Origin of the sequence: Pseudomonas sp. B40(2017), from assembly GCF_002112855.1 — a bacterium.
Classification (GTDB): domain Bacteria; phylum Pseudomonadota; class Gammaproteobacteria; order Pseudomonadales; family Pseudomonadaceae; genus Aquipseudomonas; species Aquipseudomonas pharyngis.
Genome location: NZ_NEIT01000001.1, coordinates 740,662 through 766,000 on the forward strand (window position 1 = coordinate 740,662; position 25,339 = coordinate 766,000).

A 25,339-nucleotide genomic window follows, 5' to 3' on the forward strand; every position below is an offset into this window, starting at 1 on the left:
GTCGCCCATTCGCAAATGCGATAAAACCTTTGGTCGGCGAACTCCCTCCATTGAATAACGCTCACAAAAACCTGCGTGGAGAAACACCAATGGACGGATTCAAACTGCGTCATCTCTTTCTGGCCGTTGCGTTGAGCACCGGCATTGGCTCGGCTTTCGCCGCTACCGACAACGATTTTGTCGACAACGCAGCGGCCGGCGGCATCGCCGAAATCGAAACCAGTCGCCTGGCGCTGGAAAAAAGCCAATCCGCCGACATCAAAGCGTTTGCCAACATGATGATCACCGACCACGGCAAGGCCAACGATGAACTGGCGACGATTGCCAAGGCCAACGACATCGAGGTGCCGGACACCACGACCCTGGTCAAACAGGCCAAGGAAAAAATACTCGAAGTCCGTGATGAGTCGTTCGACGCCGCCTATGCCAACAATCAGGTGAAGGCTCACGAAGAAACCATCGAGCTGTTCAAGAAACAAGCCAACACCGTGACCGACGACAAAGTCAAAGGCGCCACCGAACTCAAAGCCTTTGCGCAGAAAATGCTGCCGGCACTGGAGAAACACCTGGCCCACGCCAAAGAGCTGCAGGCCAAACACCCCAGCAAGTAATCGCCAGGTACGCAAAGAGGCCGCCTCCATTGGACGCGGCCTCTTTGCGTTGGGGCTTTGTTGCAGGCAAGAGATCAGCATTCCTGGCCGCGCCGACTAGAGTTACGGGTGCGTTACTTGCGGCAGATCAAAAATATCCTCGGGGGAACGAACAACTATTTCGAACGGCCAAGGTCATTCACTTCGCGCCGGTCATTTTCCGAAGAACCGGCCCCCAATTCGCAATGGAGCAACAGGCACATGGCAGCACTGCAGAACAGCACACTCGATGCGATAAAAAACAATCAGGTTCAACTGCTGGGCGAATGGATCAAGGGACTGCAAGACAGCGGCGCCACCCGCAATCTCAAAGAACACGACTTGCAGCAGCAGACCAGTGAATTCCTGCAGCTGGTGGTCAGTGGCCTGAAAAACGACAGCGGCACCAACATCACCGCGCCGGGCTGGGAAGGCATGCGCCAGTTCCTCGAAAAACTCTCCCACAGCCGTGCCCAGCTCGGTCAGGATTCCCAGCAGACCGCCAGCTTCATTTTCTCGCTCAAGGGCCCGCTGTTCGCCCTGCTGCAAAACCATTATCAGGATCAGCCCGCCCTGCTCGCCGAACAGCTTTGGGAAATTTCCGAACTGTTCGATGCTTTTGGCCTGTACACCATTCGCACGTTCCAGAAATCCCGTGAAGCGGTGATCAAGCGCCAGCAGGAAGAACTGCTCGAACTGTCGACCCCGGTGGTCAAGCTGTGGGACGGCGTGCTCGCGCTGCCGATGATTGGCACCCTCGACTCGCAACGCACCCAAGTGGTAATGGAATCGCTGCTGCAACGCATCGTCGACACCGGCTCGGAAATCGCCATCATCGACATCACCGGCGTGCCGACCGTCGACACGCTGGTCGCCCAACACCTGCTCAAGACCGTGACCGCGATCCGCCTGATGGGCGCCGACTGCATCATCAGCGGCGTGCGACCGCAGATTGCCCAGACCATCGTGCACCTGGGCCTCGACCTGCAAGGCGTGGTCACCAAAGCCAATCTGGCCGACGCACTGAAGCTGGCCCTGACCCGTCTGGGCATCACCCTCACCAAGACGGTCTGAACAATGGAACGTATCCCGATTCTTCAGATGGGTGACTTCCTGCTGGTGACCATCCAGGTCGACATGCACGACCAGCTCGCCCTCACCCTGCAGGACGACCTGTCCGAGCGCATCAGCAAGACCTCCGCGCGCGGGGTGCTGATCGACATCTCGGCGCTGGACATGGTCGATTCGTTCATTGGCCGGATGATCGGCACCATTTCCGGCCTGTCGAAAATCATGGATGCCGAAACCATGCTCGTCGGCATGCAGCCGGCGGTCGCCATTACCCTGGTCGAGCTCGGTCTGTACCTGCCAGGCGTCAGTACCGCGCTGAACGTCGAGCGCGGCATGAAACTGCTGCAGGAACGAGTACGCCAGCAATGACCGTGCGCAGCAGCGGTACCCAACCGATCAACATCGAGCAGGACGTGGTGCTGGCCCGGCAACAGGCGCGAAAGCTGGCCACCGAATGCGGCATGCGCCTGATCGACCTGACCAAACTGGTGACCGCCGTCAGCGAGCTGGCGCGCAACACCATGGTGTATGGCGGTGGCGGAGACATGGACTGGCAGATCCTCGACGACAACCACAAGGTCGGCCTGCGCCTGACCTTTCGCGATGAAGGCCCGGGCATTCCCGACATCAAACTGGCGATGACCGACGGCTGGACCTCCGGCAGCGGTCTGGGCCTGGGCCTGACCGGGGCAAAGCGTCTCGTGGACGAATTTGAACTGGACACCGAGCCCGGCAAAGGCACTCGCATAACGATCACCCGATGGACATGAACATCAGCGGGACATTGACCCAGGTGTTGGTGATCGAGGACAGCAGCCAGATCGGCCATGCCCGGCGTACGGCCCAGCGTCTGGCCGAGCAACACGGTTTTGGCGAAAGCGATGCCGGCCGCGTCGCCCTGGTGGCCACGGAGCTGGCGAGCAATGTGCTCAAGCATGCCGGGCGCGGGGAATTGCACCTGCGCCTGTTGCCCCGTCAGGGTGACGACGGCATCGAGATGATTGCGGTCGACCGTGCCCAGGGGTTTGATCTGGACGCGTGTCTGGCGGACGGCTTTTCCACTGGTGGCACTCAGGGCATCGGCCTCGGTGCAGTGGCTCGACAGGCGGATATCTTCGACGTATTTGCCGATCATCGCGGCGCCGTGCTGCTGGCTCGTCTGTACCCGCGCAGCGACCGTCAGGCGGATCTGCCGTATGGTGTCAGCCAGCACTCGCTGCACAACGATCCAGCCTGCGGTGACGTCTGGCATCTGGCGATTCATGGCCGTGACATCAGTGCCCTGATCGTCGACGGTCTGGGCCATGGCGAGGACGCCGAGCGTGCGGCCCGTGCAGGAGAGAAAGCCTTTGCCCTGAGCCCGTTCGGTGCGCCGACGCTGCTGATGGAAGACATGCACCGCGAGATGATCGGGAGCCGGGGTGGCGCAGTGGCATTCGCGCAGTTTCACGCAGGGCGTGCCAGTCTGTCGTTCACCGGTGTCGGTAACATCGGTGCCAGCCTGATCGCCTCCGACAAGTCGCGCGGACTGGCCTCGCACCCGGGGATAGTCGGCGGCCAATACCGAAAAGCCCAGCCCTTTGACTATGCTCAAGTGAACGGACATCTATTGATCATGTACAGCGATGGCTTGCAGTCCCGTTGGAACCTTCAAGACTACCCCGGTCTGGTGCATCGCCATCCCGCCGTGATAGCCACCGTCCTGCACCGCGATTTCTGTCGCGGGCGCGACGATGTAACGGTGCTGGTCGTTGCCCTGGAGGCCGCCCATGGCTGAGTCCCCGACACTGAGCAATGCCGAACAGGCTGCGTTGATCGCCCAGTTGCAGAGCGAAACCGCTGCGTTGCGCGAAGAGCTCGACGAAACCAATCAGGGCGTGCTCGCGCTGTACGCCGAACTCGACACTCAGGCCGAACAACTGCGCCAGGCGTCCGATCTGAAAAGCCGCTTTCTGTCGTACATGAGCCACGAGTTCCGCACACCGCTGGGCTCGATCCTGAGCATCAACAGCCTGCTGGCCGACGAACTCGACGGCCCGCTGAGTCCCGAGCAACATAAGCAGGTGGCCTTCGTCAGCAGCGCCGCCCGGGAACTCAGTGACATGGTCGACGACCTGCTCGATCTGGCGAAGATCGAGGCCGGACGCATCAGCATTTCTGCGGCGTGGTTCGACATGTTCGACCTGTTCGCGGCGTTGCGCGGAATGTTCCGGCCGATTGTCGACGCCACCGCCGTCGACCTGATTTTCGAGGAGCCGGTAGGCCTGCCGCGTCTCTATACCGACGACAAGAAGCTCGCGCAGATTCTGCGCAACTTCATTTCCAACTCGCTGAAATTCACCACCCGTGGTGAAGTAAGGATCTCGGCGCGCCTTGAAGGTGAGGACAAGGTGCGGTTCGCCGTCAGCGACACCGGCATCGGCATCGCCCCCGAACTGCACGGCACGTTGTTCGAGGACTTTTCACAGGTTGACTCTCCTTTGCAAAAACGCCTGCGCGGCACCGGGCTCGGCTTGTCCCTGTGCAAACGCTTCGCCGAATTGCTCGGTGGCGAGGTCGGCGTCCAGAGTACCCCGAGCGTGGGTTCGTGCTTTTTCGTGATCATCCCGTTGGCGATCGCCCAGGAGAGCGTCGATGAAACATGACATCCGTCTGTTGATTGTCGACGACAACGTCGCCACCCGTTACGCCTTGCGCCGGCGGTTGGAACGCCACGACTATGAGGTGTTGGAGGCCGGCACCGGTGGCGAAGGCCTGGCATTGATCGCCAGTGAAAAGCTCGACGCGTTGATTCTCGACGTCAACCTGCCGGACATGAGCGGCTTCGATATTGTCCGCGAACTGCGCGCCGACGCGCGCACCGCCCTGCTCCCGGTGATCCACGTGTCGGCCGCGTCGATCCAGACCGGCGACATCATCACCGGCCTCGATGCCGGGGCCGATGCGTATCTGATTCACCCGGTCGATCCCGATGTGCTGCTGGCAACATTGCGCACCCTGCTTCGGGTGCGCGACACGGAGAACGCGTTGCGCGAAAGCGAGGCGCGTTTCCGCGAGATCTTCGTCAACATCTCCGCGCCCATCGCGGTGCTGGATGCCGACCTGAAAGTCCACGAGTGCAACCACGCTTTCTCCCAACTGATCCAGGACAACCGCGACCCGCAGACCCTCAGCGAATGCTTCGCCGAGGATCAGAGCGCGATCCTCGACGAACTGCGCCTGCGGCTGGTGGATGGCGAACGCTGGAAAGGCACGCTGAACATGCGCGTGCAGGGCGAGATCCGTGAGACCGAGTGGCAAATTTCCCCCTACCGCACCCCGAAACTGAGCCTGGTGTTCGTCGAAGACGTCACCGAACACCGTCACCGCGAACGTTCGCACCTGGCGCGACTGGACGACACCACCACGCAACTGGCCAAGGAAGTCGCCGACCGGGTACGCGCCGAATCGCAACTGCTGCAAGTACAGAAAATGGATGCGCTGGGCAAACTCACCGGCGGCATCGCCCACGACTTCAACAACCTCCTGACCGGGATCATCACCAGCCTCGAACTGATCCAGAAACGCGTCGCCGATGCGCGCCCGGACAAGGTCCAGTTCTATGCCGAAGCGGCCCTGAGTTCGGCGATGAGCGCGGCCTCGCTCACCCATCGCCTGCTGGCTTTTGCCCGCCAGCAACCGCTCGACACCCGTCCGGTGGACATCAACAAGCACGTCCGCTCGCTGGAAGAATTGCTGGTGCGTACCATCGGCGAACGCATCGCCCTCAAACTGGAAATGACCACCAAACCTGCCATCGCGCTGGTCGATCCGATCCAGCTCGAAAGCGCAGTGCTCAACCTGGTGATCAACGCCCGGGACGCATTGCCACGGGGTGGCAATATCTGGGTCAGCACTTACGCGGCGTATTCCCACGGCGACCCGAACCTCGCCGATGGTTCCTATGTGGCGCTATCGGTGCGCGATGACGGTACCGGCATCGAGCACAGCGTCATCGATAAGGTGTTCGAGCCGTTTTTCACCACCAAACCGCTGGGCCAGGGCACCGGGTTGGGGCTGTCGACGATCTACGGTTTCGCTCGTCAATCCGGTGGCGATGCGCACATCCGCAGCGTGGCGCGACGCGGCACCGAAGTGACGATCATGCTGCCGGCCACCAGCGATCCGACCGCTGTCGATGTGGCCCCGGTGACCATCGATCCGCAAGGCTCGGGCGAACATGTGTTGATCGTCGAAGACATGCCGGCGGTGCGCCTGTTCGTCGCCGAAGTGCTGGAAGACGCCGGCTACCGCTGCACCCAGGCGGCCGATATCGAAACCGCGCTGGAGCGCTTGCAAAACGACTCGTCGATCGACCTGCTGCTGACCGATGTGGGTCTGCCACGCATGACCGGCCGTGAACTGGCGGACGTTGCCCGGGGCTGGCGTGAAGCGCTGCCGATCCTGTTCATGACCGGTTACGCGGAAACCGCGATCAACCGTCAGGTGTTCCTCGGGGCCGGCATGGAGATGCTGGTCAAGCCGTTCCAGATCCGCGAGTTGCTGGACAAGGTACGCCGCACGCTCGACGGTGCCTGATACACCGCCATCGCCAGCAGGCTGGCTCCCACATGAAAAACCAGCAACCTGTGGGAGCCAGCCTGCTGGCGATGACGATATTCGACACGCTACGGCTAGCGGCTGAGAGCACGAGAAAGAAACGGCGCAGTCCGGCTCTTCTTGCTCGCCGCCACTTTCTGCGGCGTTCCGGCCACGACGATCTTGCCGCCCTGATCCCCGGCGCCCGGACCAATGTCGATCACCCAGTCGCTCTGCGCCACCACGCGCATTTCATGCTCGACCACGATCACCGTGTGCCCCGCCGTCACCAGCGCATCCAGCTGCTCCAGCAAGCGGTCAACGTCCCGCGGGTGCAACCCGGTGGTTGGTTCATCCAGCACATACAACGTCGCGCCGCGCTGGTTGCGTTGCAGTTCGGTGGCCAGTTTGATGCGCTGGGCTTCGCCGCCGGACAGCTCGGTCGCCGGTTGCCCGAGGCGCAGGTAACCGAGACCGATGTCGCGCAGCACCTCCAGCGAACGGCGGATCGCCGGTTGCTCGGCAAACACCGCCACCGCCTCGTCCACCGTCAGTTGCAGCACCTGCGCGATGCTCAAGCCCTGCCAGACAATGGCCAGCGTCTCGGGGTTGTAACGCGCGCCGTGACAAGTCGGGCACGGCGCATAAACGCTGGGCATGAACAGCAATTCGACACTGACAAACCCCTCGCCTTCGCAGGTCGGGCAGCGCCCCTTGGCGACGTTGAAGGAAAACTGCCCGGCGTCGTAACCCGCCGCTTTCGCCTCATCGGTCGCGGCAAACAGCTTGCGCACGTTGTCGAACAACCCGGTGTAAGTCGCCAGATTCGAACGCGGCGTGCGGCCGATGGGTTTCTGATCGACCTGCACCAGACGCTTGATCGACTCCAGCCCGGCGCTGACCTGGCCGGTGCTGGCGGTCGGGGTATCGTCTTCCAGATTGAGCTCTTCCGGCTCGGCGTCACTGACGCTGCGCCCGAGTTGTGCGCCGACCAGTTCCAGCAGCGCCTGGCTGACCAGACTGGATTTGCCCGAACCGGAAACACCGGTGACCGAGGTGAAACAGCCCAAGGGGAATTCGGCGCTGAGGTTATTCAGGTTATTGCGGGTGACGCCGTCGAGCTTCAGCCAGCCCGACGGTTTGCGCGCGGCGCGGTTCGGCCGTTGATGTTCGGCGAACAGATAGGCGCGGGTCTGCGAGTCCTCGACCGCGGCCAGCCCCGGTGGCGGTCCGCTGTAGAGAATTTGCCCGCCCTTTTCACCGGCCGCCGGGCCGACGTCGATCAGCCAGTCGGCCCGGCGCATGGTGTCCAGATCGTGCTCGACCACAAACACGCTGTTGCCGTCGGCCTTCAGGCGCTGCAAGGCTTCGAACAGCGCCTCGCCGTCAGCCGGGTGCAGGCCGGCGGAGGGTTCGTCGAGCACGTAGATCACGCCGAACAATTGCGAGCCCAATTGAGTGGCCAGTCGCAGGCGTTGCAATTCGCCGGACGACAGGGTCGGCGTGCTGCGCTCCAGCGCCAGATAACCGAGGCCGAGATCGGTCAGGGTGCTGACCCGCTCCAGCAAGTCCTCGGCAATGCGCTGCGCGGCCAGGCGTTTTTCCAGCGACAGGTTCGGCGTATGGCGCACGTCCGGCGCGTTGGCGTGGCCGCTGGCGCCATGAGCCACGCGCTGCTGGCGGGCTTCGCGGGTCTGGCTGTGGGTCAGGGTTTCACCGCTTTCATCGGCGTGTTCCAGCCAGCTCGCGTCCGCCACCGGCTTCAAGACTTCGGCAACTTGCAGCAGCGGCATGCGCGACAACTCGCCGATGTCATGCCCGGCAAATGTCACCGACAGCGCCTCGCGCTTGAGGCGCTTGCCATCGCACAGCGGGCAAAGGCTGCCGATCATGAACTGCGACACGCGCTTCTTCATCAGCGCACTTTGCGAATGGGTGAACGTGTGCAGGATGTAGCGCCGGGCGCCAGTGAAGGTGCCTTGATAGCTCGGCTCCATGTTGCGCTTGAGGGCGACGCGGGTCTCTTCCGGCGTCAGCCCGGCGTACACCGGAACGGTCGGTGTTTCCTCGGTGAAGAGGATCCAGTCACGCTGTTTTTTCGGCAGCTTGCGCCACGGGATATCGACATCAATGCCCATGGTCACCAGGATGTCGCGCAGGTTCTGCCCCTGCCAGGCCAGCGGCCAAGAGGCCACGGCACGCTGGCGGATGGTCAGATTCGGATCCGGCACCATCAGCGCCTCGGTGACCTCGTAAACCCGGCCCAGTCCATGGCATTGCGGGCACGCGCCTTGTGGCGTGTTCGGTGAAAAATCCTCGGCATACAGCATTGGCTGACCCGGCGGATAGCTGCCGGCGCGCGAGTACAGCATGCGGATCAGGCTCGAGAGCGTGGTGACGCTGCCCACCGACGAGCGCGTGCTCGGCGTGCCGCGCTGTTGCTGCAGGGCCACGGCCGGGGGCAGGCCTTCGATGGAATCGACGTCCGGCACGCCGACCTGATCGATCAGCCTCCGCGCATAGGGCGCCACCGATTCGAAATAGCGCCGCTGGGCTTCGGCATACAGCGTCGAAAACGCCAGCGACGACTTGCCCGAACCCGACACCCCGGTGAACACCACCAGTGCATCGCGAGGAATGTCGACGTCCACGTTCTTCAGATTGTGTTCACGGGCGCCGCGCACGCGAACCATGCCGGCGGCAGAACTGGAATTGCGTCTGGAAGTCATCGGCCAGCCTTGGTCAGGGGATTTGGAGCTCAGGTGCTGAGCACGGAACGGATCATCTGCAGCAATGCTTCGGGGCCATAGGGCTTGCCGAGCAAATGGGTGTCGGGGCTGAGCTGGTGGTTGCGCGAGATGATGTCGCGGGTGTGCCCCGAGGTGAACAGCACGGCCACCGGCGGCATTTGCACCTTGGCCCACGCCGCCAGATCGGAGCTTTTGATAAGACCGGGCATGACCACGTCGGTAAAGATCAGGTCGACCCGAGCGCCTTCCATCAACATCTGCATGGCCGCATCGCCGTTGCCGGCGATCAGCACGCGGTAGCCTTCTTCGCGCAACAGTTCGACCGCCGAGGTGCGCACCGCTTCGTTGTCCTCGACCACCAGGATCGTCTCGTGACCGCCCGCCTGCTGATGATTGACGCTCGGCGAGTCATCGAGCACGGGGCGCAGGCTGCGTGGAAAGTACAACTGCACCCGCGTGCCTTCGCCGATCCGACTGTCGATCTCCACATGCCCGCCGCTCTGCTTGACGAAACCGAACACCATGCTCAAGCCGAGACCGGTACCCTGGCCGTCGGCCTTGGTGGTGAAGAACGGTTCGAACACCTGCTCGAGCATGTGCGGGGCAATGCCCACGCCGCTGTCACTGACCGAGACCCGCACGAAATCCCCCGGCACGATGCCCTTGCCCGAACAGAACGCCCGGTCCAGTGAGAGGTTGGAGGCGCCGAGTACAATCGTGCCCTCGCCCTTCATGGCGTCCCGGGCGTTGATTGCCAGATTGAGAATGGCGTTTTCCAGTTGATTGCGGTCAACGTTGATGTGCCACGGCTCAACAGGCAGTTGCACGTCGATCTGAATGGTTTCGCCCAGCGCCCGTTGCAGCAACTCGCCGACGCCTTCGAAAATCTGCCGGGGATTGCACACCGCCGGCGACAGCGGTTGACGCCGGGCAAACGCGAGCAGTTGCGAGGACAGCTTGGCGCCCCGCTCCACCGCCGCCAGCGAGGCGCTGACCCGACGCTGGACGTTGGCATTGTCCGGTTCATGGCGAGCCAGCAGGTGCAGATTGCCGGCGATCACTTGCAGCAGGTTGTTGAAGTCATGGGCCACGCCGCCCGTAAGGCCGCCGATGGCTTCGAGCTTCTGCGACTGACGCAATTGCTCTTCGGCGGCGAGGCGCGCCTCGACTTCATCCGCTACCCGCTGTTCGAGGTTGCGGGTGAACTTGAGCAGCGATTCTTCGGCGATCTTGCGCTCGTGAATATCGATCAGCACACCGGGGAAACGGAAAGGCCGGCTCTGCTCGTCGAATTCGCAAGCACCGCTGGCGAGCACCCACAGACAACTGCCATCGGCACGCACCACCCGGTACTCGGCGTTGTAGGGCTCGCCGGTACGCACCGAATTCTCCACGCACTCCTGTACCCAATTACGGTCGTCCGGATGAATGTGCGTCTCGGCGATATGCTGCGGCAGGTTGCTCAGGTCTTGATCAGGCGGGTAGGAAAATGTCCGGGCAAAACGCTCGTCGGCCGACAGCACGTTGTTTCTGACGTCCCAGACAAAAGAGCCAAGCAATGCCCCGGCATTCAGTGCCAGGCGCACCCGCTCGTTGTCGGCGCGATAGGCATCTTCAGCGGCCTGGCGCAGACGCTCGGACAACACCAGTTCAGTGGTTTCCACCACCATCGCCATCACACCCGAAGGCACGCCGGCATCGTTGGCCACCGGGCTGTAATACAAATCGAGCCAGACGTCCTCGGGCACGCCGTCGCGCAGCAACACCAATACCTTGTTGCGATATTCCAGGGTGCCGCCGGCCAGACAGGTGTCGACCACATGCCGGTTGAAATCGGCCACCTCCGGCCAGCCCAGTTCCACCGGTGATCCGAGCAGGTACGGATGCCGGCCGCCGGCGAATCGCGAATAGGCGTCGTTGTAGATCATGTAACCGGCATGGCCCCAGAGCATGACCATCGGCAGCGGCGAGGCCAGCATCAGCTGGACCGTGCTGCACAGGCTGGCCGGCCAGGTTTCGAGGGGGCCCAGATCAGTCCTGCTCCAGTCAAACGCACGAATGCGCCCGGCCATCTCGCCTTGCCAGCCGTCACACCCATGGCTATCGGATAAAAACTGCATCAGCTGCTTCAACGCCTTGTAGTGGGTCCGGTTCTATCGCCGCGCGTTCAAACGCCACGCCCGTCTGTTTCGAGCGTGTCGGGCAGCGATGGTTTCATTAGAGGTATAGCCGATTTCACCTGCACTCGACGCTCACACTCCGATCAGGTGTTTGAGCGGATGGTAGCCGGTCTTCATTTTCGCAGCGACGTCGAGGATCGCCTTCTGGATGCCGTCCAGGTGCATGCAGGTCAGCTCGATCGCGGCGCTCTGATTGCCGGCCTCGATGTACTCGATCAACCGCAGGTGCTCGTCATCACGGCAGGCTTCGTGGCTGTCGTCATCCAGCGCGGCGGCGTACAGCGAGGCGCGGGAAATCAGCTTCTGAAACCAGTCGAGCAACACCGGGTTATTCAGGCTACGGGCGAGTTTGATGTGGAACTCGCCGAGCAGGTGAATCAGCCGCTCGTGATCGCCGGCTTCGTGGGCTTCGTCTTCCAGCAGCAGGTGGTCACGCAAATCCTGCATCGCCGCAGAGTCCTTGCGCCGGCACAGTTCGGTGACGATGCCGATCTCGATCAGGCGCCGGGTTTCGAACAGCGAACGGATTTCCTCATCGCTGGGCAGCGACACCGACGCACCTTTATTGGGCTCGGTGGTGACCAGTCCGTCGGCCTCCAATTGCTTGAGCGCCGCGCGAACCGACGTGCGGCTGACATTGAACAATTCCGCCAGCGACGCCTCGCCCAGCTTCATCCCCGGACGCAGCGAACGCTTGCTGATCGCCTCGTAAACCCCTTGGTAGACGCGGTCGACCGTGGTTTCCGTTTTTTTCTCGGTCATTTGGAAGCTCCTTCAACGCTGGCGACGCTGCCCGACGAACGACTCAGTCAGGGAAATGGGGGGTTGCGCCAGCAGATTAATCCGGGTATTTCTAAATTGCATTCAGATATTGCATACAATAATTAGAGGATTGCACCATTATGGGTCAACCAATAGCCATTGAAGTGCGTAACGTATCCAAGCGGTATTCTGATGACCCTGGCCTCGCGCCTGCCCTCGACAACGTGTCGGTGAACATCGCCGACAACGAGTTTTTCACCCTCCTCGGCCCCTCGGGCTGCGGCAAGACCACCCTGCTGCGCACCATCGCCGGTTTCGAACACGTCAGCGACGGTGAGATCCGTCTGGCGGGCGAAACGGTCAATCACCTGCCGCCGTTCAAGCGTCGGGTCAACACGGTGTTCCAGAGTTACGCACTGTTTCCGCACATGAGTGTCGCGCAGAATATCGCCTTCGGCCTCGAGATGCAGGGTCTTGATCGCAAGACAATTCCGGGACGGGTCGATGAAATGCTCGCGCTGGTGCAGATGGAGCACCTGGCCGGGCGTAAACCGGCGGAATTATCCGGCGGCCAGCAGCAACGTGTCGCGCTGGCCCGGGCCCTGGCGCCAAAGCCCAAAGTGCTGTTGCTCGACGAGCCGCTGTCGGCGCTGGATCTGAAGCTGCGCAAGGAAATGCAGGTCGAACTCAAGCGCGTACAGCAGGAAGCCGGGATCACCTTCATCTTCGTCACCCACGATCAGGAAGAGGCCTTGACCCTGTCCGACCGGATCGCGGTGATGTCCGCCGGCAAGATACTGCAGATCGGCACCCCGACCGACATCTATGAACGCCCGCAGCACCGTTTCGTCGCCCAGTTCATCGGCGACATCAATTTCCTCCCCGGCGAGCTCAAGCGCGGCGAACACAACGAAAACCTCTTCGTGCCCAGCGGCATGCCGGTGGAAATCCCCTGCCCGCCCCAAGGCGTCAGCGGCAGCAGCGTGCAACTGGCGTTTCGTCCCGAACGTTCGCAACTGGTCGCAGCGGATCAACCGCATCACCTGCGCGGGGTAATCGAGGCGGTGCTGTATGTCGGCACCGCGACGCTGTACCAGTGCCGTTTGAACAACGACATCAAAGTCATGCTGCGGGAAAACAACGAAGGCCTGAACCGTGGTCGCGCAGTCGGTGAGCCCGTGGCGGTGCATTTGCCGCCCCAGGCCTGTCTGTTGATGGAGGCCTGAGATGAGCGTCAGCAGCACTTCCCCCTCTCTCAACCGCGCGCTGTTGCTCAGCCCGGTGGTGTTGACCCTGCTCGCCCTGATCGCCATTCCGCTGGGGATCATGGGCTACATCAGCCTGCTGCCGCGCAACACCTACGGCGGCGTCGACTGGCAGGCCCAATGGCAACTGCAAAGTTACGTGCAGCTGTTTTTCCAGGAAGGTTTTGACGGCGAACTGGAGCTGAACTGGGTCTACGCCCAAGCGCTGTTGCGTTCGGTGTTCCAGGCCGGCGGCACCACCGTGCTGTGCTTCCTGTTCGGGTTTCCGGTGGCGCTTTGGATGTCGAGCCTGACCCCACGTCGGCGCAACTTGATGGTGTTGCTCATCACCATTCCGTTCTGGACCAACCTGCTGATCCGCAACTACGCGTGGCTGATCATCCTGCGCGAACAGGGCTGGGTCGCCCAAAGCCTTAACGCGCTGTTCCCGAGTGCCGGCGGCATCACCCTGCTGTACAACGACTTCGCGGTCAGCGTCGGTCTGGTCTACAGCTTCTTGCCGTTCATGATCCTGCCGATCTACTCGACCCTGGAAAAACTCGACTGGCGTCTGGTGGAAGCCGCCTATGACCTGGGCGCCAACCGCTGGCATGCGCTGCGGCGGATCATCCTGCCGCTGTCGATGCCCGGCGTGATTGCCGGTGCGTTGCTGGTGTTCGTGCCGAGCCTCGGCGCCTTCATCACCCCGGCGATCCTCGGCGGCGGCAAGACCCTGATGATCGGCAACCTGATCCAGCAACAATTCGGCACCGCACGCAACTGGCCGCTGGGCAGTTCGCTGTCGTTCCTGCTGCTGGGGATTCTGCTGTTGTCACTGGTGCTCTACGCCCTGTACAGCCGCAGCGCGGCGAAAACCCTGAACCGGGGAGCGAAAGCATGATCTCTCTGCACCTGAAAAAACTCCCGGCGACCCGGGAAATCAGCCTGCTGATCCTCGCCTATCTGTACGTGCCGATCCTGGTGTTGATCGCCTACAGCTTCAACGCCAACCGCTCGGCGACGGTGTGGACCGAGTTCTCGTTCGCCTGGTACGGGCGGATCCTGGCCAACCCGTCGATCCAGACCGCAGCGCTGAATTCGATCATCGTCGCGACCATCGCCACAGTCTGCGCCACGGCGATTGCACTGCTGGCGGCGCTGGCGACTTACCGGCCGTTCTACGGACAGAAAATGGTCGAAGGCGGGATCAACCTGCCGCTGATCCTGCCGGAGATCGTCACCGCCGTGGCCACCCTGCTGCTGTTCATGGCGCTGGGCATCAAGCTCGGGCTGATGACGGTGATCGTCGCGCACATCGGCTTCTGCATTCCGTTCGCCTACCTGCCGATCCGCGCGCGGCTCAACGATCTGGACAAGAGCCTGCTGGAAGCCGCCAACGACCTGTATGCCAATCCGTGGCAGGTGTTCCGCCGCGTGACCTTGCCGCTGCTGTGGCCGGCGGTGCTGTCCGGTTCGGTGCTGGCGTTCGTGGTCAGCCTCGACGATTTCATCATGACCTTCTTCGTCGCCGGGCCCGGTTCGACCACGTTGCCGGTGTACATCTTCTCGGCGATCAAGGCTGGCGTAACACCTGAAATCAACGCGATTTCAACCCTGATGCTGGTGATTTCCATCGTGCTGGTGGTGCTGGCCTTCTGGCTCGGCCAACGCGGCAAACAACAATAAACCTGGAGCGCGCTCATGAAAGTGAAAAACATGCGTCTGGCAGTATCCGGTCTGGCCCTGAGTTGTTTCACCGCGTTCGGCGCCCACGCCGCCGAGCCCAAGCAATTGTTCTTCTACAACTGGACCGATTACTACCCGGTGGATCTGCTGGCCAAGTTCGAAAAGGAGACCGGGATCAAGGTCACCATGGACGGCTACGACAGCAACGAAACCCTGCTCGCCAAGTTGCAGGCCGGCGGCGCCGCGTATGACGTGATCGTGCCGTCGCAGTCGATCATGCAGACGCTGATCAAGCAGGACCTGCTGCTGGAAATCGACGCCCCGACCCTGAGCAACTTCCAGTACGTCAAAGGCCCGTTCCGCGACCCGAGCTTCGACCCGGGCCGCAAGTTCTCGGCGCCGTATCTGTGGGGCACCACCGGGTTTTCCTATGACAGCGCCCGCGTACCCGGCGGCAAGCTCGATGATTCGTGGAAAGAATTCTTCGAACCGCGCAAGGAACTGCAAGGCCAGCTTGCCGCCCTCGACACCTCCAGCAGCGTGATCAATGCCGCCAGCCATTACCTGAACGTCGACGAATGCACGGAAAACCCGCAGGACGCCAAGCGCATCCTCGAACTGCTGCAAAAGCAGAAACCGTTTTTGAAGATGTACAGCTCCGACAACACCGTCGACCGCATGGCCTCGGGCGAAGTGATCATGATGCAGAACTGGAACGGCTCGACGGCCCGCGCCACGTTGCAGAAGAGCACGATCAAATACGTGTACCCGAAAGAAGGCCTGGCAATGTTCCAGGACAACTTCGCCGTACCCAAAAGCGCGCCGCATCCGGGCAACGCGAAGATCTTCATCGACTGGATGATGAAGCCCGAGAACGCGGCGGCCGTGTCCAACGCGATTGCCTATGCCAACGGGATTCAGAGCGATCAGTTGCTGGATGCGAAATGGAAGGTCATGGACGCGATCAACATGCCCGAGGAGTACGCCTCGCGCCTGCGCCCGGAGAAGGAATGCAGCAACAAGGCGCGGGAGCTGCAGGATCGGATCTGGTCGAAGCTTAAGGGTTGATCCGAAACCGCAGCCCTCACCCTAGCCCTCTCCCAAAGGGAGAGGGAACCGATTGGGGAATATTCAAGAAATACACCGACCTGAACGTTTTGCTCTGAATCCATAATCGACTCGGTCTCTCAGGTCGGCGTAGTACCTGAGACGACTCGGTCGGTCCCCTCTCCCTCCGGGAGAGGGCTAGGGTGAGGGGAAAAAATCCAAAGAACAAATGAGGTTCCAATGACTGCCCCCCGCTGGCTCAGAAACATCCGCCCCTACGGCGCCCCTGCCGAAGACCTGCTGATCGAAAACGGCAAGTTCACCCAACGCCGCCCGGCCTCCAATGCTCCACTGGCCGCCACCGACATCGACGGCCAGAACCAGCTCCTGACCGCCCCGCTGGTGGAAAGCCACGTCCACCTCGACAAGACCCTCTACGGCCAACCCTGGCGCCCGAACAGCGCCGGCCCGACGCTCAAGGACTACATCAGCAACGAGCGCCGCGTGCTGCGCGAAGTGAAAGCGCCGATCGCCGAACGCGCCGGCGCCCTGCTGGAAAACTGCATCGCCCGGGGTTCGCTGACGATGCGTTGCCACGTCGACATCGACCCGGAATTCGGCCTGCGTCACGTCGAGGCCATGCAACAACTGCGCGAAACCTACAACGACCTGATCGACCTGCAACTGGTGGTGTTCCCGCAAACCGGCCTGATCAGCCGTCCCGGCACCGCCGAACTGATGCGTGAAGCCATGGCCCTGGGCGTGGAAAACGTCGGCGGGCTCGACCCGTGCGGCATCGACAACGACCCGATCGCGCAACTGGATTTCGTGTTCAAACTGGCCAGCGAGTTCCAGCGTGGCGTCGACATTCACCTGCATGACAAAGGTGAACTGGGCCTGTGGCAGATCGCCCGGATCGCCGATTACACCGAGCGTTTCAACCTGCACAACCGGGTGATGATCAGCCACGCCTATTGCTTGGGCATGCTGCCGTGGAGTCAGGTCAAACCGGTCGCCGAACGCCTCGCTGCACTGGGCATTTCGCTGATGAGTTCGGCGCCGGCCGATTGCGCGGTGCCGCCGTTCCTGGCGCTGCGCGAGACCGGCGTCAACGTGTGCCTGGGCTCCGACGGCATTCGTGATGCGTGGTCGCCGATGGGCAATGGCGACATGCTGGAACGGGCAATGCTGCTGGCGTTTCGTTTTGATCTGGGCAAGGACGATGAACTGGCGGCGGCGTTCGACGCGGCGACGGTCAACGGTGCGCGCGCATTGGGGATCGAGGATTACGGCTTCGCCATCGGCCGGCCGGCGGACTTTCTGCTGATGCCGGTCGAAACCCTCGGTGAAGCGGTAGTCGCGCGGCCGGTGCGTCAGGTCTATCGCGGCGGCGAACTGATCGCCAGCGGCGGTCGTTTGCTGGGCAGCCGTCTGTGAAACGCATCGGCCTGAAGGCCGGTTGCGTGGTCGGTTTCGACGGCACGCAACATGTGCTGTGGCGCGACGGCGAAGTGGTGTTTGCCGGCTCGCGCATCGAATTTGTCGGGCGCGGTTACCAAGGCCCGGTGGATCAGTGGATCGACTACGGCAACGCGCTGATCGGCCCCGGTTTCATTGACCTGGATGCCCTCGGCGATCTCGACTCCACCGTGCTGACCCTGGACAACGGCGACGAACGCGCCATGGGCCGCATGTGGTCGGCGGAGTATCTGGCGGCCGGCCCGCACGAGTCGTTCAGCCCCGAGGAAGAGGTCTTCAAATACCGCTACGCCTTCACCCAGTTGATCCGCAACGGCATCACCACGGCCATGCCGATCACCTCGATGTACTACCGCGAATGGGCGGAGACCTACGACGAGTTCGCCGCGGTCGCTAACGTGGCGGGCGAGTTGGGCCTGCGTACCTATCTCGGCCCCTGCTACATGAGCGGCATGAGTTACTGGCGCGCCGACGGCACCCTCGCCCATCACTGGGATGAGGCTCGGGGCCTGGCGGGACTGGACGCGGCCGAACGGTTTTTCAAGGATTTCGATGGCGCCCACGCCGGGTTGATTCGCGGCGCGCTGCTGCCGGATCGCATCCAGACCTGCACGCCGAAACTGCTGCAACGCACATCCGCCTTGAGCCGCGAACTGAACGCACCGATGCGTCTGCATTGCTGTCAGGCGCCGGGGGAAGTGGCGATGATCGAACAGTTGCGCGGCACCACGCCGCTGGGCTGGTTGCAGCAACTCGACCTGCTCACCCCGCGCAGCCTGCTGCCCCACGGCCTCTACACCTCGGGCGATGACGACTTGCAGCGGGTCATTGATGGCGGCGCCAGTCTGGTGCACTGCCCGCTGGTGTTCGCCCGTGACGGCGAGGCGCTGAATTCGTTCGGCCGCTATCGCGCCAAAGGCATCAACTTCGCCCTTGGCACCGACACCTGGCCGGCAGACCTGCTGGAGAACATGCGCCACGGTTTGAACATCGCCCGGCTCATGGAAGGTGGTCCATCGCTGACCAGCAGCCTCGACCTGTACAACGCCGCCACCCTCGGCGGCGCCAAGGCGCTGGGCCGTGACGACCTCGGTCGTCTGGCACCCGGCGCCAAAGCGGATATCACCGTGTTCAACCTGCGCGGTCTGCACCTGGGCCCGCTGTTCGATCCACTGAAAAACCTGCTGTTGGCCGGACGCGGCGACGACTGCCTCGCCAGTTACATCGACGGTCGCTGCGTGATGCAGGACGATCAGGTCATCGGCGTCGACTACCCCTCTCTGCAACGCCAGGCCCAGCGCCAATACGAAAAACTGATGCGCAGCCACAGCGACCGGGCCTTTGGCCGACCGGACTGGAAAACCCTGTTCCAGCCGGCCATTGCGTTCGCCGACGACTACAGCGCCGAGGCGCCGTTGAGCGCCATCGATCCACTTCTTTAGAGAACACTGCCATGCACAGCTTCGATTTCAGCCAACTGAGCCCACGGGAAAAGTACAAGATTCTGATCGGCAGCGTGGTGCCGCGCCCGATTGCACTGGTCACCACCATCGACGGCGAAGGCCGGGTCAATGCCGCGCCGTTCAGTTTTTTCAATGCGCTGTCGGCGGATCCGCCGATTCTGGCGCTCGGCGTGGAGAACTACGGCGATCAAAGCCCGAAGGACACCACGCGCAATATCCAGATGAATCAGGAGTTCACCGTCAACATCGTCAGCGACGCCTTGGTGGAAGCCATGAACGTCTGCGCCGTGCCGTTCGCGCCGGGCTTCGATGAGTTGACCGCAGCGGGCCTCACAGCGATTCCCGGCACTTCGGTCAAATGCCCGCGAATCGGCGAAGCACCGGTGGCACTGGAATGTCGACGGATGATGGCGCTGAACATCGGTCAGTCGCGGGAGATCATTTTTGGCGAGGTGTTAATGGCCCATGTGCGCGACGAGTTGATCGACCCGAAAACCCTGTACATCGATCAATTGGGGCTGGATGCGATCGGACGCATGGGCGGCCATGGTTATGCGCGGACCCGGGATTACTTCGACCTGCCGACCCGCTCGTTGCAAGCGTGGACGGACGCGCCGGGGGGTGGCGAGCGGTTCTGGCCACAGCGCTGATCAGTGGAAGTCGCGGCTCTGTACGCGGATGCCGTTGAGCAGCGGAGTCAGATCGCTCAGGCGTCCGGCAATCAGGTGCCGCACCTCGCCTTCCCGCTCCCAGCGGCCATCGACCTTGAGCAGTTGTGAGCCCACCAGCACCTGACGCTGACGCTCGGCCAGATCGCGCCAGACCACCACGTTGACGTTGCCGAACTCGTCTTCCAGGGTCACGAAGGTCACGCCGCTGGCGGTGCCCGGCCGCTGGCGACCGGTCACCAGCCCCGCCACGCTGACCGGCCGACCATGCTCGACTTCCAGTAACTCCCGGGAACTGCGGCAGCGCCGCGCCCGCAACTCGTTGCGCAACAACGTCAGCGGGTGCGGCCCCAGCGTAGTGCCCAGCGTGGCGTAATCGGTGAACAAATCTTCGCTGACACTCGGCGTCGGCAGCAGCACATCCGGCTCTTCCTGACTCGGCAACCCGGCAAACAACCCGAGCTGTTTCTGCACCCCGGCCACTTCCCAGCGTGCCCGATGACGATGACCGGCCAGACCGCGCAATGCCCCGGCATCGGCCAACAGCGCCTGAGCGCGACTGTCGAGCCCGGCCCGTTCGCCCAGATCGGCGACATCGGCAAACGCACCCCTCGCCCGCGCGCTTTCAATGCTGCGCGCATCCTCCTCGCGAAAGCCCTTGATCATCCGCAGGCCCATGCGGATGGCCGGTTGCTCGCCGGTGATCGGCTCCAGGCTGCAATCCCAGTCACTGGCGCGCACGTCCACCGGGCGGATCTGCAAATGATGCCGGCGCGCGTCCTGAAGAATCTGATCCGGGCTGTAGAACCCCATCGGCCAACTGTTGATCAGCGCACAGGCGAACGCCGCCGGTTCGTGGCACTTGAGCCAGCAACTGGCATAAGTCAGCAAGGCAAAACTGGCGGCGTGGGATTCAGGGAAACCGTAACTGCCGAAGCCCTTGATCTGCTCGAAGATCTGCGCGGCGAATTCCGGGCTGTAGCCGTTTTTCTTCATGCCGGCGGCCAATCGTTCCTTGTGCGGCTCCAGCCCGCCGTGGCGTTTCCACGCGGCCATGGAGCGGCGCAACTGGTCGGCCTCACCGGGGCTGTAGTCGGCAGCGACAATGGCAATCTGCATCACCTGTTCCTGAAACAGCGGCACGCCAAGGGTGCGCTTGAGCACCACTTCCAGTTCCGGGGACGGATAGGTTTCCTCTTCCTCCTTGTTCCGGCGGCGCAGGTACGGATGGACCATGCCGCCCTGGATCGGCCCCGGCCGGACGATGGCCACTTCGATCACCAGATCGTAGAAAGTTTGCGGGCGCAGGCGCGGCAGCATCGACATCTGCGCCCGGGACTCGATCTGGAATACGCCGATGGTGTCGGCGCGGCTGATCATGTCGTACGTGGCGCGATCCTCGGCCGGAATCGTCGCCAGGCTCAGCTTCTGGTTACGATGACGGCGCAGCAGGTCGAAACAGCGGCGGATCGCGCTGAGCATGCCGAGGGCGAGGATATCCACCTTGAGCAGCCCGACCGCATCGAGGTCGTCCTTGTCCCACTGGATAATCGTGCGGTCGGCCATGGCGGCGTTTTCCACCGGCACCAAAGTGTCCAGCGGTTGCTCGGAAATCACGAAACCACCGGGGTGTTGCGACAGGTGCCGGGGGAAGCCGATCAGTTGCCCGGTCAGGCTCAGCACCCGGTGCAGCAGCGGACTTTCCGGGTCGAAACCGCCTTCGCGCAGGCGCTCCACGGGCGGCGTGTCATCGCTCCAGTGGCCGCAGCAGTCGGCCAGCGCATTGATCTGGTCCGGCGGCAAACCCAGCGCCTTGGCCACATCGCGGATCGCGCCGGAAGCGTGGTAGGTGCTGACCACCGCGGTCAGCGCCGCACGACGGCGACCATAACGACGAAACACGTATTGCAGGACTTCTTCGCGGCGTTCGTGCTCGAAATCCACGTCGATGTCCGGCGGCTCGTTGCGCTCCCTCGACATGAAACGCTCGAACAGCAGCGTGGTGCGATCCGGGTCGATCTCGGTGATACCCAAGGCAAAACACACCGCCGAGTTGGCCGCCGAACCTCGGCCCTGGCAGAGGATTTTCTGCTCCCGGGCGAAGCGCACCACGTCGTGCACGGTGAGGAAGTAGCTTTCGTAGCCGAGTTCGGCGATCAGCTTCAGTTCCTTGTTGATCTGCCTCCGCACCTTGAAGGGCGCGCCGTTTTCCCAGCGCCAGGCGATGCCCTGTTTAGTCAACTGTCGCAGCCAGGAACGGCCCGAGTGTCCATCGGGCACCAGCTCTTTCGGATATTGATAACGCAATTGGCTCAAATCGAACGTGCAGCGTCGGGCCAGGCTCACCGACTCGTCCAGCAATAGCTGCGGATACAGTTCCCGCAACACATCGAGGCTGCGCAAATGCCGCTCGCCGTTGGGGTGCAGGCGCAATCCGGCTTCCGCTACCGGGACGTGGTGTCGGATCGCGGTCATGGTGTCCTGCAAGGCCCGGCGACCACGGGCGTGCATGTGCACATCGCCGCTGGCCACCGCTGGAATCTGCAGTTCATCCGCCAGACTCAGCAGTGCAGCCAGTCGCCGCAGATCGTCCTGCCCGCGGTGCAACTGCACCGCCAGCCACAGCCGCTCGCCGAAGGTCTGTTTCAGCCAGCGGCCCTCTTCCACCTCATCGACCGAATCCGGCACCCACAGCACCAATAGCCCCGGCAGCGGCTCGCTGAAATCCTCACGCAGTGTTTGATACTGGCCTTTCTGGGTTCGCCGTCGAGCCTGGGTGATCAAACCGCACAACGCCTGATAACCCTCGATGTTCTCGACCAGCAACACCAGTTTCGGGCCGTTCTCGATGCGGATTTCGCTGCCGATGATCAGCGGCAGCTCCACGGATTTGGCCGCCTGCCAGGCACGAACGATCCCGGCCAGGGTGCATTCATCGCTGATCGCCAGTGCCTGATAGCCGTGTTTCTTCGCCCGCTGGAACAGCTCCAGCGCACTGGACGCACCACGCTGGAAACTGAAGTTCGACAGGCAGTGCAGTTCGGCGTAACCCTGGCTCACGCGAACCAGCCCTGCAGCCACAACGGACCGCCCTCACCCACCGCCCGGTACGCCCAGCCTTGCTGGCCGGCGCGGTTCTGGATCAGGTAATAGTCGCGGCGCACATCGTCACCGTCCCACCAGCCGGACTCGATGCGTTCCGGGCCCATGAGAATCCGCGCCGAACCTTCGGGCACCGACTGCGGCTCGCCCAGCAACCAGCCCGGACGCTGCACGCCCGGCAACGCAGGACAACGCTGTTTGTCATCGGCGCTCTGCCACGCGCACTCCGGTCGATGATCGGCCTGAAAGCGCAGGCCCTGCACCGCCTCATCCCCCAGACGCGCGCGCAGGCGTTCGCGCAATTGCTCCCAGGGCAAGGTCTGCTGGGGACGGTCGTCGAACAGCTCCTGAAACTGCGGCACGAAACTCGGCAGATCCTCGGCGCGCAAACGAAAACCGCGCACCGGGGCTTCGACCTGCACCTGCTCCAATCGGCCACGGGCCAGTTCAAAGAGCATCGCCGGATCGCGCTCGGCGCTGAGCAGGCCGACCTTGATCAGCGTGTCCGGCAACCCGGCGTGTTCCAGATGCAGGTCGAAGCGCTGCACGCCGCTGTCGCGCCCGCACAAAAACGCCGCCAGATCGGACGTCAGGCGGCGCAATGGAAACAGCAGCGCCTGATGCGACTGCACGTCGAAATTGAGTTCGATGCGCACATCGAAGCGATCCGGCGGCAGGTAGAACGCCAGCGCCAGCGGCCGTGCGCCGAACAGCGTGTCCAGATGCTTGAGCATCGGCGCCTCGAAACGCCGGGCCAGGGCCTGACGCGGCAGGTTCTGCACCTGATGAAGGTTGCGCAGGCCCATGCGCGACAACGCCGTGGCCACGCTCGGTTCAAGGCCGATGCGGTCGACCGGCAATTGCCCGAGGTGATGGCGCAGGGCTTCACCGTCGGGCACCACCAATCCGTCGTAGGCGTTGGCCAACACCCGCGCCGCCACCGGATTGGGCGCGGCGACGATGCGATGACGAAAACCCAGCTCGGTCAGCTCCGTGCGCAAGCGTGCCTCGAACTGCGACCAGGAACCGAACAGGCCGAGGCTCGATTCGATCTCGAACACCACGGTGCGCGGATAATGCACGCTGACCTGGGCGCTGAAACGATAGGCCCAGGCGGCGAGAAACTGCTGCCAGTGCTCGATCTCGGCCGAATCGTAATCGACGGTGGCGAACCCTTTGCTCATGGCCTGCGCGGCGGTCATCGACTGCCCCGGACGCAAGCCCAGTGCCCGCGCCGCCGGGTTGACCGCTTGCAGCACCCGGCGCTGGGCCGGGCCGCTGAGCAGCGCCAACGGTTGCTCGGGATCGGGGCGCTGACGCAGCACGGCGTCGAGAGCCAATTGCGGGAACAGAATGCAAACCCAGCGCATGGCGACCTCAATGCCCCACGGCGAAGGCAATCGGTGCGCTGCGCGCCAGACCACCCCGGCACTTGAGCACGCGCAATTGCGCGGGTCGTGCATCGATGGCAATGCGCAATGCGGCCGGCGACGGGTTGATCGCCTCGCTCAATGGGCGCCACGCGAACGCCAGGGTCTGGCCGGTTTCCGCCGCCACCTGCAAACGGCGCAAGGCACGGTCATCAGCCTTGTGCGGCCAGCACAGCACCGCGCCGCAACTGCCCGAGCGCAGGCATTGTTCTGCCGCCCACAACGCATCGCGTTCGCTGGCCTGGATCACCGACAACTGCCGCAGATCGACCCCGGCACTGGCCCAGGCCTGCGGGTACGGCACGAACGGCGGCGCCACCAGCACGATGCGCTCGCCCGCCGCCGACAGCCGCGCCAACGTCGGCCACACCAGTTGCAGTTCGCCGACACCGGGCCCGACCAGCAGGATTTCGCTCAGCGCCGCTTCCGGCCAGCCGCCACTGGGCAAGGCAGCGTCCAGCGCCGCGTGCCCGGTGGGTTGCGGGCTGGCGGCCGGTGGCGCAGGCCGGCCCTTCCAGACCTGGCCGCCATTGAACAGCGTATCCAGCGCAACGACGGCCCCCATCAGCCTTGCCTCACCAGACCGCAGAACACCCCTTCGATGGCCAGGTCCTGATCGGCCCGCACCACAATCGGCTGGTACGCCGGGTTGCGCGGCAACAGGCGAACCTCATCGCCGACCCGCTCGAAGCGTTTGATGGTGACTTCACCGTCGAGCCGCGCCACCACGATCTGGCCGTTGAGCGCCTCGGGGTTGCGCCGCACGCCAACCAGATCGCCGTCGAGAATCCCGTCCTCGATCATCGAATCGCCCTGCACCCGCAGCATGTAGTCGGGCGTGCGGGAGAACAGCGCCGGGTCGAGCATCAGCCGATTGTGCAGGTCGGCATCGGCACCGATGGGCGCACCAGCGGCCACCCGGCCGAGCACCGGCACTTCGAGCAGTTCCGGTCGCGCCGGTTGCCCGAGCAAACGAATGCCCCGGGCCTGATGCGGATTGACCTCGATAAACCCGGCTTCGGTGAGCGCCAGCACATGCTTGCGCGCCACGCTGCGGGAGGCAAAACCAAAAGCCTCGCTGATTTCAGCGAGGCTTGGGGGCTGACCGTGTTCGGCGATGCGTTCGCGGATGAAGGTCAGGATGGCGGTACGGCGGGGAGTCAGGGTCGTCATGGAGTACATTTGTACTCTTGTGGGAATTTCCTGACAAGCACCGCCAGTCAGCTCGGTCCGACTTCACCGCGCGGTGC

Annotated in this window: 21 protein-coding genes; 14 read left to right on the top strand and 7 right to left on the bottom strand. The window is 63.1% G+C overall.

The features are described 5' to 3' along the window. The first annotated feature begins 89 nt into the window (after positions 1–89). From CAF76_RS03375 to CAF76_RS03405, 7 genes are all read left to right on the top strand, one after another. Positions 90–611, top strand: coding sequence for a DUF4142 domain-containing protein (locus CAF76_RS03375; RefSeq protein WP_085646817.1), 522 nt, complete (start codon positions 90–92; stop codon positions 609–611). Positions 612–851: 240 nt separating this feature from the next. Beyond that, positions 852–1,703 carry an STAS domain-containing protein gene (locus tag CAF76_RS03380; RefSeq protein ID WP_064597079.1) on the top strand — a complete coding sequence of 284 codons (852 nt, stop codon included), beginning with the start codon at positions 852–854 and terminating at the stop codon, positions 1,701–1,703. A 3-nt stretch (positions 1,704–1,706) separates the two neighbouring features. Beyond that, entirely contained in the window at positions 1,707–2,069 is a 363-nt protein-coding gene (locus tag CAF76_RS03385; RefSeq protein WP_011334518.1) for an STAS domain-containing protein, read from the top strand. Continuing rightward, positions 2,066–2,470, top strand: coding sequence for an anti-sigma regulatory factor (locus CAF76_RS03390; protein WP_039768856.1), 405 nt, complete (start codon positions 2,066–2,068; stop codon positions 2,468–2,470). Before CAF76_RS03385 ends, CAF76_RS03390 begins: the two co-directional genes overlap by 4 nt. Further along, positions 2,467–3,477 (top strand): ATP-binding protein, encoded by a 1,011-nt coding sequence (locus tag CAF76_RS03395; RefSeq protein WP_085646869.1) that lies wholly within the window; start codon positions 2,467–2,469, stop codon positions 3,475–3,477. Before CAF76_RS03390 ends, CAF76_RS03395 begins: the two co-directional genes overlap by 4 nt. Beyond that, complete coding sequence (locus CAF76_RS03400; RefSeq protein WP_085646818.1) at positions 3,470–4,345, top strand: sensor histidine kinase KdpD; 876 nt, start codon at positions 3,470–3,472, stop codon at positions 4,343–4,345. Before CAF76_RS03395 ends, CAF76_RS03400 begins: the two co-directional genes overlap by 8 nt. After that, positions 4,335–6,278, top strand: coding sequence for a response regulator (locus tag CAF76_RS03405; protein WP_085646819.1), 1,944 nt, complete (start codon positions 4,335–4,337; stop codon positions 6,276–6,278). Before CAF76_RS03400 ends, CAF76_RS03405 begins: the two co-directional genes overlap by 11 nt. Before the next feature lie 95 nt (positions 6,279–6,373). Here the strand turns inward: CAF76_RS03405 and CAF76_RS03410 are convergent, their stop codons facing one another. The 3 genes from CAF76_RS03410 to CAF76_RS03420 form a co-directional block, all read right to left on the bottom strand. Next, a complete protein-coding gene (locus CAF76_RS03410; RefSeq protein WP_085646820.1) occupies positions 6,374–9,007 on the bottom strand; it encodes an excinuclease ABC subunit UvrA in 2,634 nt (877 codons plus the stop codon). Between the two features lie 29 nt (positions 9,008–9,036). Next, complete coding sequence (locus CAF76_RS03415; protein ID WP_085646821.1) at positions 9,037–11,148, bottom strand: PAS domain-containing hybrid sensor histidine kinase/response regulator; 2,112 nt, start codon at positions 11,146–11,148, stop codon at positions 9,037–9,039. A 132-nt stretch (positions 11,149–11,280) separates the two neighbouring features. Continuing rightward, on the bottom strand, positions 11,281–11,970 hold the full coding sequence (locus tag CAF76_RS03420) for a GntR family transcriptional regulator (RefSeq protein ID WP_039768861.1): 690 nt from the start codon (positions 11,968–11,970) through the stop codon (positions 11,281–11,283). A gap of 140 nt (positions 11,971–12,110) precedes the next feature. On the opposite strand from CAF76_RS03420, the gene CAF76_RS03425 reads away from it, so the two are divergent. The 7 genes from CAF76_RS03425 to CAF76_RS03455 all read left to right on the top strand — a co-directional run bounded on the left by CAF76_RS03425 (position 12,111) and on the right by CAF76_RS03455 (position 19,539). Further along, positions 12,111–13,196, top strand: coding sequence for an ABC transporter ATP-binding protein (locus tag CAF76_RS03425; protein ID WP_085646822.1), 1,086 nt, complete (start codon positions 12,111–12,113; stop codon positions 13,194–13,196). A gap of 1 nt (position 13,197) precedes the next feature. Further along, positions 13,198–14,115: an ABC transporter permease gene (locus CAF76_RS03430; RefSeq protein WP_007959454.1), complete on the top strand. Its 918-nt coding sequence runs from the start codon at positions 13,198–13,200 to the stop codon at positions 14,113–14,115. Continuing rightward, the gene (locus CAF76_RS03435; RefSeq protein WP_064597101.1) at positions 14,112–14,900 is read left to right on the top strand and encodes an ABC transporter permease; all 789 of its coding nucleotides are present in this window, start codon (positions 14,112–14,114) and stop codon (positions 14,898–14,900) included. Before CAF76_RS03430 ends, CAF76_RS03435 begins: the two co-directional genes overlap by 4 nt. A gap of 15 nt (positions 14,901–14,915) precedes the next feature. After that, the gene (locus CAF76_RS03440) at positions 14,916–15,968 is read left to right on the top strand and encodes an extracellular solute-binding protein (protein WP_064597104.1); all 1,053 of its coding nucleotides are present in this window, start codon (positions 14,916–14,918) and stop codon (positions 15,966–15,968) included. 219 nt (positions 15,969–16,187) lie between these two features. Beyond that, a complete protein-coding gene (locus CAF76_RS03445; RefSeq protein WP_085646823.1) occupies positions 16,188–17,384 on the top strand; it encodes an amidohydrolase family protein in 1,197 nt (398 codons plus the stop codon). Continuing rightward, a complete protein-coding gene (locus tag CAF76_RS03450; protein ID WP_085646824.1) occupies positions 17,381–18,868 on the top strand; it encodes an amidohydrolase family protein in 1,488 nt (495 codons plus the stop codon). The genes CAF76_RS03445 and CAF76_RS03450 overlap by 4 nt, the downstream gene beginning before the upstream one ends. 11 nt (positions 18,869–18,879) lie before the next feature. Beyond that, positions 18,880–19,539, top strand: a complete 660-nt coding sequence (locus CAF76_RS03455) for a flavin reductase family protein (RefSeq protein WP_085646825.1) — start codon at positions 18,880–18,882, stop codon at positions 19,537–19,539. On the opposite strand, the gene CAF76_RS03460 is transcribed toward CAF76_RS03455, so the two are convergent. The 4 genes from CAF76_RS03460 to lexA are packed head-to-tail and all read right to left on the bottom strand — an operon-like array spanning position 19,540 to position 25,271. Next, the gene (locus tag CAF76_RS03460) at positions 19,540–22,638 is read right to left on the bottom strand and encodes an error-prone DNA polymerase (protein ID WP_218190793.1); all 3,099 of its coding nucleotides are present in this window, start codon (positions 22,636–22,638) and stop codon (positions 19,540–19,542) included. After that, positions 22,614–24,029 (bottom strand): DNA polymerase Y family protein, encoded by a 1,416-nt coding sequence (locus CAF76_RS03465; protein WP_085646826.1) that lies wholly within the window; start codon positions 24,027–24,029, stop codon positions 22,614–22,616. Before CAF76_RS03465 ends, CAF76_RS03460 begins: the two co-directional genes overlap by 25 nt. Positions 24,030–24,036: 7 nt before the next feature. Further along, positions 24,037–24,654 (bottom strand): translesion DNA synthesis-associated protein ImuA, encoded by a 618-nt coding sequence (gene imuA, locus CAF76_RS03470; protein ID WP_085646827.1) that lies wholly within the window; start codon positions 24,652–24,654, stop codon positions 24,037–24,039. Continuing rightward, positions 24,654–25,271 (bottom strand): transcriptional repressor LexA, encoded by a 618-nt coding sequence (gene lexA, locus CAF76_RS03475; RefSeq protein ID WP_064381249.1) that lies wholly within the window; start codon positions 25,269–25,271, stop codon positions 24,654–24,656. The genes imuA and lexA overlap by 1 nt, the downstream gene beginning before the upstream one ends. Positions 25,272–25,339: the final 68 nt, after the last annotated feature.